Origin of the sequence: Paracoccus shandongensis (assembly GCF_017315735.1) — a bacterium.
In the GTDB taxonomy this organism is placed as follows: Bacteria; Pseudomonadota; Alphaproteobacteria; order Rhodobacterales; family Rhodobacteraceae; genus Paracoccus; species Paracoccus shandongensis.
In genome coordinates this window covers 44,645-58,424 of the sequence record NZ_JAFLRK010000004.1, presented here as the reverse complement: position 1 = coordinate 58,424, position 13,780 = coordinate 44,645, and the positions used below count along the sequence as shown (strand labels likewise).

The window sequence follows — 13,780 nt, the reverse complement described above, 5'->3', positions numbered from 1 at the left end:
GCAGCTAAAGCCAGCGTTTCCAGCGCAGGACCAGCCAGGTCGCCCCGGCGGTCGCCGCCATCAGCACCAGGGCCATGGGATAGCCCCAGGCCTTGTGCAGTTCGGGCATCACGTCGAAGTTCATGCCATAGATGCTGGCGATCAGCGTGGGCGGCAGGAACAGCGCGGCCACGACCGACAGGATGCGCACGGTGTTGTTCTGTTCCAGGGTGATCATGCCCAGCGTCGTGTCCACGGCCAGGCTGACGCGCGATCCCAGGAAATCGGCATGGACCTCCAGCGCCTGCACGTCGCGCAGCTGGCCCTTGACGACCGGGCGCAGGCGGGCGGCCTCGGGCTGTTCGTCGATGGTGGCGATATAGAAGGCCAGCATCCGCTCGATCGTCAGCAGGCCCAGGCGGATGCGGGCCATGGCCTCGGCCTCGCGGCCCACCTGGCGCAGCGCGGCCTGCAGCCGGTCGCTCTGGCCGCGCCGGCTTTGCGTCTCGAAGATCATCAGCGTGGTGTCGTCCAGAAGCCGGCCCGAGCCTTCCAGGATATCGGCCAAGCGGGCGACGATCTCCTCGACCAGGCCGATGAACAGGCGGTGGGGGGTGGAACAGCCCAGCGTGGACCGCTCTCCGCGTTCGGGAAAGGTCAGGAAGGGGCGCGGGGAATGGTGGCGCACCGTCACCAGGCGCTGCGGCGACAGGATGAAGCTGACCGGCATCGCCACGCGGGTGCCGTCGCCGCGTTCGCCCGGCAGCACGGCGGTCATGGTGTCCATCCCCGCCTCGCGATAGAGGCGGTTCGAGATCTCGATCTCCTCCATGTCGGCAAGGGTGGGGACATCGACGCCCAGGTCGCGCAGGCGGGCGGTCTCGTCCTTGTCGGGGGCGATCAGGTCGATCCAGATCGCATCCGCCAGGGGGGCGTCCTTGTCCTGGCGCGCGATGCGGCCCTGGCGGATGACATAGGAATACATCATGGAAGCGAACCCCGGCGCTGACCTGCGGCCTTGGTAGCGCGGCGGGGGACAAAGAAAAAGGGTGCCGGAATGGCACCCCCTTCCGTTCTGTCCGCAGGCCGCCTCAGATCTTGTGGTCGCGGAAGTGATCGTCGATGGCGCGTTCGGCGTCGTTCTTGGTCCAGCCGTATTTTTCCTGCAACTTGCCCGCCAGGCGGTCCTTGTTGCCGTCGATCTGGGTCAGCTCGTCATCGGTCAGGTCGCCCCATTTTTCCTTGACCGAGCCCTGGACCTGTTTCCATTTCCCCTGGATGATGTCCCAGTTCATGGATGCCTCCTTTCGAAGTTGCGTCATGGAAAACTAACATTCCGCAACTTGAAAGGGTTCCCTTCAGGCCACACGGTCCCCGGGCTCGCGCCCTTCGGCAAAGGCAACCAGGTTCGACAGCGCGCGCAGCCCCATGTCGGTGCGCACGTCATCGGTGGCGGTCCCCAGATGCGGCAGAAGCGTGGCGTTCGGCGCGTCCAGCAGGGCCTGCGGAACGAAGGGTTCGCGTTCGTAAACGTCAAGCCCCGCGCCCGCGATGCGGCGGCTGGTCAGCGCCTCGATCAGCGCGGCCTCGTCCACCACGTCGCCGCGGGCGATGTTGACAAGATAGCCCTGCGGCCCAAGCGCCGCCATCTGCGGGGCCCCGATCAGGTGGCGCGTGCCAGCCCCGCCCGGAACGGCCACCACCGCCACGTCGGCCTGTTCCAGCATCGCGTTCAGGTCGGGGATCTGGCGGGCCGGAAAGTCCAGGTCGGTGACGGGCGAGCGGTTGAAGAACACCACATCCATCCCGAAGCCATAGTGGCAGCGCCGGGCCACGGCGCGGCCGATGCGGCCCATGCCGACGATGCCCAGGGTCCGCCCGGTCACATGCCCGCCCAGGAACTGCGTGGGCTTCCAGCCGGTCCATTCGCCGCGCCGCAGGATCCGTTCGCCCTCGCTGGCGCGGCGCATCGTCATCAGGATCAGCGTCAGGGCGATGTCGGCGGTGGCGTCGGTCACGACATCGGGCGTGTTGGTGACGACCACCCCGGCGGCGGCGGCGGCCTTCACGTCGATATGGTTATGGCCCGCGCCGAAATTGGCGATGATGCGGCAGCGCGGCTGGCCCTGGAAGGCCTGCGCCGGAAAGGCGTCGCCCAGGGTCGGCATGATGGCGTCGTAATCCGCCAGGGCCTGCGCGGCCTCGGACGGGCCCAGGGGGGTCTCGTCGCCGAAGGTCACGTCGAAACGGTCGCGGATCGCCTGGGTGGCGCGATCGGTCATCCGGCGGGTCACAAGCAGCTTCATCAGAACAGCCTTCCTCCGTTCGGCACGTCCTTGTCGGGGCGGATCAGCACGACCTCTCCGTCCGGGTCGGGGACGCCCAGCACCAGAACCTCGGACCGGACGGGGCCGATCTGGCGGGGCGGAAAGTTCACCACGCACAAGACCTGCTGGCCCACCAGCGCGCCGGGTTCGTAATGCCGCGTGATCTGGGCCGAGGACTTGCGTTCCCCCATGTCCCCCAGGTCCAGCCACAGCTTGATCGCGGGCTTTCGCGCCTCGGGGAAGGGTTCGGCGCGGGTGATGGTCGCCACCCGGATATCCACCTTCAGGAAGTCGTCGAAGCTGATGGTCATTGCGCGCGCCCCAGTTCGCGCCCGCGTTCGGTGGCGGCGGCAATCGTGCGCGCCATCAGCGGCGCCAGGCCGGTGTCGGGGTCCATCAGAACCTTGAGCCCCGCGGCGGTCGTGCCCCCGGGCGAGGTGACGTTTTCGCGTAAGCTCGCCGGATCCTCGTCGGCATGAACCGCCAGCGCGCCCGCGCCCGCCACGGTCATGCGCGCGAGTTCCAGGGACAGGGCGGCGGGCAGGCCCTGCGCCTCGCCCGCCTTGGCCATCGCCTCGATCAGGTGGAAGACATAGGCCGGGCCGCTGCCCGACAGGCCGGTGACCGCGTCCATCTGGTCCTCGGACTCCAGCCGCACCACGCGGCCCACGGCGGCCATCAGCGTCTGGGCCAGATCCAGATGGGCGGGCGTGGCGCGGCTGTTGCCGATCATGGCGCTGATGCCCTGGCCGATGGCGGCGGGGGTGTTCGGCATGACGCGGACGATGGGGGCGCCGGGGAAGGCCGTTTCAAAGGTCGCGATGGTGGTGCCTGCGGCGACCGACAGGACCAGCGTGTCGCCCAGCACCGGCAGGGTGCCAAGCGCATCCGCCATCATCTGCGGCTTGACGGCCAGGACCAGCACGGCGGGATTGCCCGGCAGCGCGGCGTTCACGCGCAGGCCCTTGTCCTGCCATTCGGGGGCCAGGCGCGGGTCGATCACCGTGACCGCATCCGCCCGAAGCCCCCGCGCCAGCCAGCCGCGCAGCATCGCGCCGCCCATCCGGCCGCAGCCGACCAGCACCAGCCCGCGCGCGTTGATATCGTCGAAATCGCCCATCCGGTCCCCCATGTCACAGCGGGGCCATGCGCCCCTTACGCCCGTCCGTAGGCCTCGCCCAGGGCGATGTCCAGCGCGGCGGCGGGGCTGCTGTTGCCCCAGGCAACCAGTTGGAAGGACGGATAGAACCGCTCGCACGAGACCAGCGCGTTGCTGATCATCTGGTCCACCTGCTCGGCCGAGGCGACGGCGTCGCCCGCCAGCACCAGGCCATAGCGCCAGACCATCAGCCGCTGCTTGGACCAGAAGGTGAAGCCGCCGTCCCAGACCTGGTCGTTGGCAAGGTTCAGCGTCTCGTAAAGCGGGGGCATCCGGTCGGCGGGCGGGTCCAGATCGAAGGTGCAGATCAGCCGCAGCACCGCCTCTCGCGCGGACCAGGCCAGCGTCAGCGAATAGCTGCGCCACTGTCCCTCCACCGTCATGGCGATCTGGTCGTCGGTCAGGCGGTCGAAATCCCAGTCGTGATGGGCCGCCACCAGTTCGACGATGTCGATGGGATGAATCTCATCGGTCGGAATTATTGCTTCCGTTTGTGCCATTCCTGCGTCCTGCCCTCGATCGGGAAGCGATTCTGTCGCCGCAAACCCTTTGTTCCAGAACAAGACCAGGCATGGTGCCGGAATGTTCCCCCATCATCGTGGTCGCGATTTGGGCCGCTGTAAAGCGGATTTCCTGAAAAGATTGTGGAAAACCCGGCAACAGGCTAAGTCGCGCCGACCGTCCCCGAAAGCAGCGAAGCCCATGCCCCAAGACCAGCGCGGCGATATCGACAGGACGGCGGCAGGGCCTGCCCCGAACGGCTGGATCGACCTGTCCCAAGGCATCAACCGCCGCCCCTGGCCCCTGCCCGATCCGCCTGACGGCGGGGACGGGCGGGCGGCGATGGACCGGCTTGTCCGGGCTGCCGCCGGATGGTTTGGCTGCCCGCCGGCCCAGGTTCTGCCGGTCGGCTGCCCGCCGATGCGGCTGGTCCCCCGCCTGCGTCCGGCGGGCCGCGCCGCGGTCATGGCCCCCGGCTGCACCCGCCACGCCGCCATCCTGCGGGCGGCAGGCTGGCAGGTGGCCCAGGCCGGAACGGTCGAGGAGATGGAGGGCGCCGACCTGGCCGTCCTCGCCAACCCCCGCGACCCCGACGGCCGCGACTGGCCGCCCGAGGCGCTGGCCCGGCTGGCGCGCCGCGTCGGGCATCTGGTCGTGGACGAATGCCTGGCCGATGCCCGGCCTGACCTGTCCCTGGCCCCTGCCCTGCCCGCGAACGCGGTGGTGCTGCGCAGCCTGCGGCCCCTCTGGGGGCTGCGGCTTGGCTTTGTGCTGGCGCATCCCGCGCTTCTCGCCCGCCTGTCCGATGCCCCCGCCGATGACCGCGTGCTGCATCTTGGCGCGCTGGCGCTGGCCGACCGGACCTGGGCCGAGGACACGATCCTTTACCATGCCGAGGCCGCGCTGCGCCTGGACCGCATCGCCGTCCGCGCGGGATGGCACCCGGCAGGGGGCACGCATCTGTTCCGGCTGTTTGACACAGGCGACGCGCGGGCGGCGCAGGACCGGCTGGCCCGGGCGCGCATCAGGGCGCGGCGCGTATCGAACGCCTGCCTGCGCCTCGGCATTCCCGCGACCCGCGACGAATGGGACCGCCTGTCGGCCGCCTTGCGCGAAATTTAGGCAAGGGCCCCGGGATCCCTCGCGCCGCAGTCCACATTGTGTAAGCTGGGACAAAGACCACGGAAGGCGGCGCGCATGTCGATCAAGGCCAGCATCTATCACCTGACGCATTACAGGTACGACCGCCCGGTGGTCCTTGGCCCCCAGGTGATCCGCCTGCGCCCCGCGCCCCATTCGCGCACCCGCGTCCTGTCCCATTCGCTGAAGGTCGCGCCCGGCGGCCATTTCGTGAACCACCAGCAGGATCCCTTCGGCAACTGGCTGGCCCGCTTCGTCTTTCCCGAACCCGTGCGCGAATTGAAGATCGAGGTCGATCTGGTCGCGGACATGACCGTCTACAACCCCTTCGACTTCTTCGTCGAGGACAGCGCCGAAACCTGGCCCTTCGACTATGCCCCCGAACTGGCCGAGGAGCTGATCCCCTATCGCGCCACCGAAACCCCCGGGCCGATGCTGCGCGCGCTGCTGGACAGCATCCCGAAGACCAAGACCCGCACCGTGGATTTCATCGTGGCGCTGAACGCCCGCATCGCGGGCGACACGGCTTACACGATCCGCATGGAGCCGGGCGTGCAGACGCCCGAGGAAACGCTGACCGCGAAAAGCGGATCCTGCCGCGATTCCACCTGGCTGCTGGTCCATGCGCTGCGCCACCTGGGCTTCGCCGCGCGGTTCGTTTCGGGATACCTGATCCAGTTGAAGCCCGACCTGCAGGCGCTGGACGGTCCGTCGGGGACCGCCCACGACTTCACCGACCTGCACGCCTGGGCCGAGGTCTATATCCCCGGCGCGGGCTGGATCGGGCTGGACCCGACCTCGGGCCTGCTGGCGGGGGAAAGCCATATCCCGCTGGCCGCCGCGCCGCATTACCGCAGTTGCGCGCCGATCTCGGGCGCGGCCAGCTTTGCCGAGGTCGATTTCCATTTCGACATGCAGGTCCGCCGCGTGGCCGAACATCCGCGCATCACCAGGCCCTTCAGCGACGAGGCTTGGGCGGACCTGAACCGCCTGGGCCACCAGGTCGATGCGGCGCTGCGCGAAGGCGATGTGCGGCTGACCATGGGGGGCGAACCCACCTTCGTGTCCATCGACGATTTCGAGGCCTCCGAGTGGAACACCGACGCCGTGGGGCCGACCAAGCGCGACCGCGCCGACGTGCTGATCCGCAAGCTGCGCGACCGCTTCGCCCCGAACGGCTTTCTGCATTACGGCCAGGGCAAGTGGTATCCGGGCGAGACGCTGCCGCGATGGACCTTCTCGCTGTACTGGCGGCGCGACGGCCAGCCGGTCTGGCAAAACCCCGACCTGATCGCGCGGGAAGCCGACACCGGCGCGGCGACGCCCTTGCAGGCGCAGGAACTGCTGCGGGAAATGGCCGCCGAACTGGGCGTTTCCGACGACAACGTGCTGCCCGCCTATGAGGATCCCGCCGAATGGCTGGTCAAGGAAGCGAACCTTCCCGCCAATGTCACGCCGGAAAACAGCGAACTGACCGACCCCGAGGCCCGCCACCGCCTGGCCGCCGTCTTCAACCGCGGCCTGACCACGCCCACGGGCTTCGTGCTGCCGATCCAGGCCTGGCAGTCGCGCGCGGGCCTGCAATGGCATTCCGAACGCTGGCAGTTGCGGCGGGGCCATGTGTTCCTGGTGCCAGGCGACAGCCCCGTCGGATACCGGCTGCCCCTGGCCTCGCTGCCGCATCTGCCGGAATCGGTTTATCCCTATATCAACCCGACCGATCCCACGGTGGACCGCGCGCCCCTGGCCCAGCCGGGAAGCATCGCGCCCGACCGCAAGACCCAGGCCATGGCAAGCTTTGTCGCCAACACGCCGGGCCAGGACGTGGTGCAGCAGGTCGCCCCCACCGGAGAGGCCGAGTTGCAGGGCATGGTCCGCACCGCCCTGTCGGTGGAACCGAAAGGTGGGCGGCTTTGCGTCTTCATGCCCCCCGTGGCCACGCTGGAGGAATACCTGGACCTGCTGCACGCGGTCGAGGCGGCGGCCCTGCGCCTGAACCTGAAGGTCCATGTCGAAGGCTATGCGCCCCCCCACGACCCGCGCCTGAACGTGATCCGCGTGGCCCCCGATCCCGGCGTGATCGAGGTGAACATCCACCCCGCCGCCAGTTGGGACGACTGCGTGGCGATCACGCAAGGGGTTTACGAGGACGCGCGCCAGTCGCGGCTTGGCGCGGAAAAGTTCATGATCGACGGCAAGCATACCGGCACCGGCGGCGGCAACCATGTCGTCGTGGGGGGTGCGACCACCAACGACAGCCCCTTCCTGCGCCGACCCGACCTGCTGGCCAGCCTGATCCGGCACTGGAACCGGCATCCCTCGCTGTCCTACCTGTTCTCGGGCCTGTTCATCGGGCCGACCAGCCAGGCGCCGCGCATCGACGAGGCGCGGCACGATTCGCTTTATGAACTGGAAATCGCGCTGGCGCAGATCCCCGCGCCCGGCGCAGGCACGCCGCCCCTGTCCTGGCTGACCGACCGGCTGCTGCGCAACATCCTGACCGACGTGACCGGCAACACCCACCGGGCGGAAATCTGCATCGACAAGCTGTATTCCCCCGACGGCCCCACCGGCCGCCTGGGGTTGGTCGAGTTCCGGGGCTTCGAGATGCCCCCCGACGCGCGGATGAGCCTGGCCCAGCAACTGCTGCTGCGGGCGCTGATCGCGCGGTTCTGGCGCGAACCCGCGACGGGCGACCTGACCCGCTGGGGCACCGCGCTGCACGACCGCTTCATGCTGCCGCATTTCGTGTGGGGGGATTTCCGCGACGTGCTGCGCGACCTGACGGACCACGGCTTTCCCATGCAGGAGGACTGGTTCAAGGCCCAGGCCGAGTTCCGCTTTCCCTTCTGCGGCGAGGTCGAGGTCGAGAACGTCCACCTGGAACTGCGCCAGGCGCTGGAACCCTGGCACGTCCTGGGCGAGACCGGCGCGATCGGCGGCACGGTGCGCTATACCGACAGTTCCACCGAACGGTTGCAGGTCAAATTGGCGGCGGCGGATCCCGTGCGCTATCAGGTCTTGTGCAATGGCCGCCCGGTGCCGCTGACCCCCATCGGTGCGGGGGAATCCGTGGCGGGGGTGCGCTACAAGGCCTGGCAGCCCGCATCGGCCATGCACCCGGTGCTGCCGGTCGATGCGCCGCTGACCTTCGACATCTTCGACACCTGGTCGGGCCGCCCCCTTGGCGGCTGCGTTTATCACGTCGCCCATCCGGGCGGGCGCAATTACGACACTTTCCCCGTGAACGGAAACGAGGCCGAGGCGCGCAGGCTGGCCCGCTTCAGCCCCCATGGCCACCGCCCCGGCCACGACCAAAGGATCCAGCCCGAGCGCATCCACCGCGAATTCCCGCTGACGCTGGATCTGCGGCGCGCCCCGGGTGTGTGATGGCGGGCGGGCCGGCCCCGGCGATGCGGCGCTCGCGCACGGCGGGCTATCGCCCCCTGCCCGGCGTCCCGGACGAGATGATCGCCCCCGACGGCACCATCCGCCCGTTGTGGCGGCGGATGGTGGCGCATCTGGACGCGCTGTCGGACGACGACCTGACCCGCGACCTGTCGCGCGCCGACCGCCACCTGCTGGATAGCGGCGTCTTCTATCGCCAATACGGCGGCGGCGAATCGGTCGAGCGTCCCTGGCCGCTGAGCCATATCCCCGTCCTTCTGGCCGAGGAGGAATGGTCCAGGATCAGCCGCGCCCTGCGCCAGCGCGCCGACCTGCTGGAAGCGGTGATGGCCGATCTTTACGGCCCGAACGAACTGGTCGCCTCGGGGCGGCTGCCTGCGGCGCTGGTGGCGGGCAACCCGGAATGGCTGCGCCCCTTGGTGGGGGTCAGGCCCCGGGGCGGGCATTTCCTGCATTTCCTGGCGTTCGAACTGGGGCGCGGCCCGGACGGCGAATGGTGGGTGCTGGCCGACCGGACGCAGGCGCCCTCGGGCGCGGGCTATGCCCTGGAAAACCGCGTCGCCACCGCGCGGGCGTTTTCGGAATTCTACCCGGACGAGAATGTCCACCGCCTGGCCGGGTTCTTCCGCGATTTCCGCGACGCCTTGCAGGGCCAGGCCCGCGACACGGACAGCCGCATCGCGATCCTGACCCCCGGCCCCATGAACGAGACCTATTTCGAGCACGCCTATATCGCGCGCTACCTGGGCTTTGCCCTGCTGGAAGGCGACGACCTGGGCGTGGCGGGCGACCGGCTGATGGTGCGCACGGTCCAGGGGATGCGCCAGGTCGATGTGCTGTGGCGCAGGCTGGACGCGCATTACGCCGATCCGCTGGAACTGAACCCCGCGTCCCGCATCGGCACGCCCGGCATGGTCGCGGCGCTGCGGGCGGGATCGGTGACGATGGTCAATTGCCTGGGCTCGGGCGTCCTGGAAACGCGGGCGCTGATGGCATTCCTGCCGCAGCTTGCGCCCGAACTGGTGCGCGCGCCCCTGGCCATGCCCAATATCGCGACCTGGTGGTGCGGCGATCCATCCGCCCGCGCGGCGGTGCGCGCCAGCCCGCGCCGGATGGTGCTGGCCGACGCGCTGACCACGCGCCTGCCCTTCGATCCCAAGGACGACCTGACCCGCGCCGTCGGACTGCCCGCCGACGTGCTGGACCGGCGGCTGGCCGAGGGTGGCGGCGATCTTGTCGCGCAAGAGGCCGTAACGCTGTCCACCACCCCCGCCCTGGTGGAAGGCAGGCTGGTGCCGCGCCCCATGACCCTGCGCGTCTATCTGGCGCGCACCGCCGATGGCTGGGCGGTGATGCCGGGCGGCTTTGCGCGCATCGGGACGGGCGACGATGTGTCGGCCATCGCCATGCAGGAAGGTGGCGCTGCGGCGGATGTCTGGGTCGTCAGCCCCTGTCCCGTGCCGGCCATCACCATGGCGCGCCAGGCCACCGCCGCGGAAAAGCGCCTGGTGCCCGGCGGCTTGCCTGCGCGGGCGGCCGACAACCTGTTCTGGCTGGGCCGCTATGCCGAACGGGCCGAGGGGGTCGTGCGCCTGATGCGCGCCTATCACACCCGCCTGGCCGAATCGGGCAAGGCGGGCGGCCCCCTGCTGGCGGGGTTCGATCCCCTGTTCCGCCAGATGGGCATCGATCCCGCCCAGGCCATTCCGCAAAGGCTGCTGGACAACCTGGCCGCCGCCATCGGCAGCGCCAGCAGCGTGCGCGACCGCTTTTCCCCCGACGCCTGGTCCGCGCTGCACGACATCGACCGCACCGCACGGGCCATGGCGCCCAGGGTCGCGCCCGGCGACGACGCGGCCCGGGCGCTGTCCAGGCTGCTGCGCAAGCTGGCGGGGATCTCGGGCCTGGTGCATGAAAACATGTACCGCTTCGTCGGCTGGCGCTTCCTGACCATCGGGCGGCTGCACGAACGCGCCATGGGCACGGCCGCGCTGCTGGCGGTCTTGTGCGACCCCGCCGCCCCCGAAGGCGCGCTGGACCTGGCCATCGAGGTCGGCGACAGCGTGCTGACCCACCGCCGCCGCTTTTCCTTCAGCGCCTCGCGTGGGACGGTGATCGACCTTCTGGCGCTGGATCCGCTGAACCCGCGCGCGCTGCGCCACCAGATCGACAGCCTGCGCGAACAGGTGGACATGCTGCCCGCCGCCAACGACCACGGCGCCCTGTCCCCCCTGGCCCGAGAGGTTCTGCGCCTGCACGCGAAGCTGGCCACCACCGATCCCGACAGCCTGACCACCGATGCCCTGTGGCAGTTGCGCGGGCGGATCGCGGCCTTGTCGGACCTGCTGACCGCCAGCTATCTGTCCTGATGCTGTATCGCCTGCGCCTGTCCATCCGCTATGACTTCGCCCGCCCCACCGGCGCGGGGCGGCAGCTTCTGCGCATCAGCCCCGCCGACCTGCCCGGCGTGCAAGAGGTGCAGCAGACCAGCATCACCATCACCCCGCCCCCCGTGGAACGCAGCCGCTTCACCGATTTCTTCGGGACCGAGGTGACGCAACTGGTCCTGCCCGCCGGGCTGACGCAGATCCGCTTCGACATGGCGGGCCGGGTGCTGCGGCTTGCGGATGAAACGGAACTGGACCTGTCGGCCAGCCTGGACCGCCTGCCCCAGGATCTCGACGACATCACCGACCTTGGTCCCCATTCGCCCCATCATTTCCTGCGCGCCTCGCCCCGGATCCCCTTGCTGGCGCCCATCGCCGATTTCGCCCGCAAGGCCTGCGCCGATGCCGCGACCGTGCGCGAGGCGGTCGAGGCCCTGGGCCGCGCGCTGCACGCGCACATGCGCTTCGACGCCGACGCCACCGAGGTGGACACCCCCATCGCCCAGGCCTTCGCCGGGCGGCACGGCGTCTGCCAAGACTTCTCGCAGATCATGATCTCGGGCCTGCGCGGCATCGGCGTTCCGGCGGCCTATGTGTCGGGCTTTTTGCGCACGGTCCCGCCGCCCGGCAAGCCCCGGCTGGAGGGGGCGGACGCCATGCACGCCTGGGTCCGCGCCTGGACCGGGGCCGAGGCGGGCTGGTGCGAATACGACCCCACCAACGCCTGCTTCGTGGCCGCGGACCACGTCACCATCGGCTATGGCCGCGACTACAGCGACGTGGCCCCCGTCACGGGATCCATGCGCCTGGCCGGGTCGCAATCGGGCAGCCACAGCGTCGATATCCTGGCCGAGGACTGACCTTTCCCCCGCCGCAGGGAACCCGTGTCCCGCCAGGGGACTTGCACCCTGGTGCCGCCGCAAAACCGGCGGTTGTCCCGAAGGCATCAGAACGAGGGGGATCTCTTGGAAAACGTCGAAGCCGTCCACGGCACCCTGTTCCTGCTGTCGGTCGCCACTGGTGCCGTCGCGGTGCTGCTGGTGCTGATCATGCGCCTCAAGATCCATGCCTTCATCGCGCTGGTGCTGGTCAGCCTGCTGACCGCGCTTGCGACCGGCATCCCCCTGGCCGATGTGGTGCCCACCCTGCTGACCGGCTTTGGCAACACCCTGGCCACCGTCGCCCTGCTGGTGGGCTTTGGCGCGATGATCGGGCGGTTGCTGGAGGTGACGGGCGGCGCGCAGGTGCTGGCCGACCGGCTGATCAACAAGTTCGGCGAACGCCGCGCGCCCTTTGCGCTTGGCGTGGCCTCGCTGCTGTTCGGCTTTCCGATCTTCTTCGACGCGGGCCTGATGGTGATGCTGCCCATCATCTTCAGCGTGGCGCTGCGGTTCGGCGGATCGGTCCTGCTTTACGCCCTGCCCGCCGCCGGGGCCTTTGCCGTCATGCACGCGCTGGTGCCGCCGCATCCCGGGCCCGTGGCCTCGGGCGATCTGCTGGGCGCGGACATCGGCCTGCTGCTGATCGTCGGCACCATCGTGGCGCTGCCCACCTGGTATATCGGCAGCTACCTGGTCTCGATGGTGCTGGGGCGGCGCTTCAACGTGCCGGTGCCCGAACTGCTGGGCGCGAATGACGAACACCACCTGACGGGCGAGCCGCCGGCCTTCGGCACCGTCCTGTTGATCCTGCTGCTGCCGCTGGGGCTGATCTTTTTGAACACCGGCCTGAACGCGCTGGCGACGGTGGGCGTCGTGGATGGCGATGCCGGTTGGGTCAGCCTGCTGCGGATGCTGGGCCAGACCCCGGTCGCGCTGCTGATCACGCTGCTGATCGCGCTGTATCTGCTGGGGCGCGGCAACGACCCGGCACGGATGGAAAAGATCGTGGACGGCGCGCTTGGGCCGATCTGCGCCATCGTGCTGGTCACCGGGGCGGGCGGCATGTTCGGCGGCGTGCTGCGCGCCAGCGGCATCGGCGAGGCCCTGGCGGGCAGCCTGCAATCGGTGGGCCTGCCGCTGATCGTGGCGGCCTTCGTGATCGCCACGGCGCTGCGCGTCGCGCAAGGATCGGCCACGGTGGCGCTGACCACCACCGCCAGCCTGATCGCCCCCACCGTCGCCGCGACCCAAGGGCTGTCCGACTTCGACCTGTGCTTCCTGGTGATCGCCATCGCGGGTGGGGCGACGGTTCTCAGCCATTTCAACGACTCGGGCTTCTGGCTGGTCGGGCGCTTTCTGAAAATGGACGAGGCGACCACCCTGCGCACCTGGACCGTGATGGAAACGACCATCGGCCTGACCGCCTTTGCCTTTGCCCTGCTGGGCTGGTGGCTGCTGTGACCGGGGTTCAGCACATCGTCGTCATGGGCGTGTCGGGCGCGGGCAAGACCACCACGGGCCTGGCGCTTGCCGCCCATCTGGGCTGGCCCTTTGTCGAGGGTGACGCCTTTCACCCGCAGGCGAACGTGGACAAGATGGCCCATGGCACGCCCCTGACGGATGCCGACCGCGCGCCCTGGCTGCGCGCCCTGGCCGACCAGATCGCGGCGGCCGAGGCGCGGGGCGAAAGCTCGGTCCTGGGCTGTTCCTCGCTCAAGCGCGCCTATCGCGACATCCTGCGCACGGGCGCGCCGCGCGTCCGGTTCCTGCATGTCCACGGCACGCGCGACCTGCTGGCGGATCGGCTGAACCACCGCGCGGGGCATTTCTTTCCGCCCCAACTGCTGGATTCGCAACTGGCGACGCTGGAGCCGCTGGCACCGGACGAGGACGGCGCGGTGATCGACATGACGCTGCCGCCCCAGGATCAGGTGGCCCAAGCCGTGCGCCTGCTGGACCTAGGCTGACCCGCAGGACGATTGTGCAGCATCGTTGAAC

General features: G+C 69.5%; 12 protein-coding genes. 6 read left to right on the top strand and 6 right to left on the bottom strand.

The genetic code is table 11. From position 1 onward, the window contains the following. Positions 1–4 precede the first annotated feature (4 nt). The 6 genes from JX613_RS04955 to JX613_RS04930 form a co-directional block, all read right to left on the bottom strand. Positions 5–967 carry a magnesium transporter CorA family protein gene (locus JX613_RS04955; protein WP_207100359.1) on the bottom strand — a complete coding sequence of 321 codons (963 nt, stop codon included), beginning with the start codon at positions 965–967 and terminating at the stop codon, positions 5–7. A gap of 103 nt (positions 968–1,070) precedes the next feature. Beyond that, complete coding sequence (locus JX613_RS04950; protein ID WP_207100358.1) at positions 1,071–1,274, bottom strand: CsbD family protein; 204 nt, start codon at positions 1,272–1,274, stop codon at positions 1,071–1,073. Positions 1,275–1,337: 63 nt separating this feature from the next. After that, positions 1,338–2,285, bottom strand: coding sequence for a 2-hydroxyacid dehydrogenase (locus tag JX613_RS04945; protein WP_207100357.1), 948 nt, complete (start codon positions 2,283–2,285; stop codon positions 1,338–1,340). Continuing rightward, a complete protein-coding gene (locus JX613_RS04940; protein WP_207100356.1) occupies positions 2,285–2,617 on the bottom strand; it encodes a tRNA-binding protein in 333 nt (110 codons plus the stop codon). The genes JX613_RS04945 and JX613_RS04940 overlap by 1 nt, the downstream gene beginning before the upstream one ends. Next, positions 2,614–3,426 (bottom strand): pyrroline-5-carboxylate reductase, encoded by an 813-nt coding sequence (gene proC, locus JX613_RS04935; protein WP_207100355.1) that lies wholly within the window; start codon positions 3,424–3,426, stop codon positions 2,614–2,616. Before proC ends, JX613_RS04940 begins: the two co-directional genes overlap by 4 nt. Positions 3,427–3,461: 35 nt before the next feature. After that, positions 3,462–3,965, bottom strand: a complete 504-nt coding sequence (locus JX613_RS04930; RefSeq protein WP_207100354.1) for a type III secretion system chaperone family protein — start codon at positions 3,963–3,965, stop codon at positions 3,462–3,464. Between the two features lie 202 nt (positions 3,966–4,167). On the opposite strand from JX613_RS04930, the gene JX613_RS04925 reads away from it, so the two are divergent. From JX613_RS04925 to JX613_RS04900, 6 genes are all read left to right on the top strand, one after another. Further along, the gene (locus JX613_RS04925) at positions 4,168–5,088 is read left to right on the top strand and encodes an aminotransferase class I/II-fold pyridoxal phosphate-dependent enzyme (RefSeq protein ID WP_207100353.1); all 921 of its coding nucleotides are present in this window, start codon (positions 4,168–4,170) and stop codon (positions 5,086–5,088) included. A 75-nt stretch (positions 5,089–5,163) separates the two neighbouring features. Then, complete coding sequence (locus JX613_RS04920) at positions 5,164–8,496, top strand: transglutaminase family protein (protein ID WP_207100352.1); 3,333 nt, start codon at positions 5,164–5,166, stop codon at positions 8,494–8,496. Continuing rightward, positions 8,496–10,883, top strand: coding sequence for a circularly permuted type 2 ATP-grasp protein (locus tag JX613_RS04915; RefSeq protein ID WP_207100351.1), 2,388 nt, complete (start codon positions 8,496–8,498; stop codon positions 10,881–10,883). The genes JX613_RS04920 and JX613_RS04915 overlap by 1 nt, the downstream gene beginning before the upstream one ends. Continuing rightward, positions 10,883–11,761 carry a transglutaminase family protein gene (locus JX613_RS04910; protein ID WP_207100350.1) on the top strand — a complete coding sequence of 293 codons (879 nt, stop codon included), beginning with the start codon at positions 10,883–10,885 and terminating at the stop codon, positions 11,759–11,761. Before JX613_RS04915 ends, JX613_RS04910 begins: the two co-directional genes overlap by 1 nt. Before the next feature lie 105 nt (positions 11,762–11,866). Further along, complete coding sequence (locus JX613_RS04905; RefSeq protein ID WP_207100349.1) at positions 11,867–13,243, top strand: GntP family permease; 1,377 nt, start codon at positions 11,867–11,869, stop codon at positions 13,241–13,243. Continuing rightward, positions 13,240–13,749 (top strand): gluconokinase, encoded by a 510-nt coding sequence (locus JX613_RS04900; protein WP_336512270.1) that lies wholly within the window; start codon positions 13,240–13,242, stop codon positions 13,747–13,749. The genes JX613_RS04905 and JX613_RS04900 overlap by 4 nt, the downstream gene beginning before the upstream one ends. Positions 13,750–13,780 lie beyond the last annotated feature (31 nt).

Coding starts and splice junctions, on each gene's coding strand:
- proC (WP_207100355.1), bottom strand. CDS start 3,426: ATGGGCGATTTCGACGATATCAACGCGCGCGGGCTGGTGCTGGTCGGC.
- JX613_RS04920 (WP_207100352.1), top strand. CDS start 5,164: ATGTCGATCAAGGCCAGCATCTATCACCTGACGCATTACAGGTACGAC.
- JX613_RS04930 (WP_207100354.1), bottom strand. CDS start 3,965: ATGGCACAAACGGAAGCAATAATTCCGACCGATGAGATTCATCCCATC.
- JX613_RS04955 (WP_207100359.1), bottom strand. CDS start 967: ATGATGTATTCCTATGTCATCCGCCAGGGCCGCATCGCGCGCCAGGAC.
- JX613_RS04950 (WP_207100358.1), bottom strand. CDS start 1,274: ATGAACTGGGACATCATCCAGGGGAAATGGAAACAGGTCCAGGGCTCG.
- JX613_RS04925 (WP_207100353.1), top strand. CDS start 4,168: ATGCCCCAAGACCAGCGCGGCGATATCGACAGGACGGCGGCAGGGCCT.
- JX613_RS04910 (WP_207100350.1), top strand. CDS start 10,883: ATGCTGTATCGCCTGCGCCTGTCCATCCGCTATGACTTCGCCCGCCCC.
- JX613_RS04940 (WP_207100356.1), bottom strand. CDS start 2,617: ATGACCATCAGCTTCGACGACTTCCTGAAGGTGGATATCCGGGTGGCG.
- JX613_RS04945 (WP_207100357.1), bottom strand. CDS start 2,285: ATGAAGCTGCTTGTGACCCGCCGGATGACCGATCGCGCCACCCAGGCG.
- JX613_RS04915 (WP_207100351.1), top strand. CDS start 8,496: ATGGCGGGCGGGCCGGCCCCGGCGATGCGGCGCTCGCGCACGGCGGGC.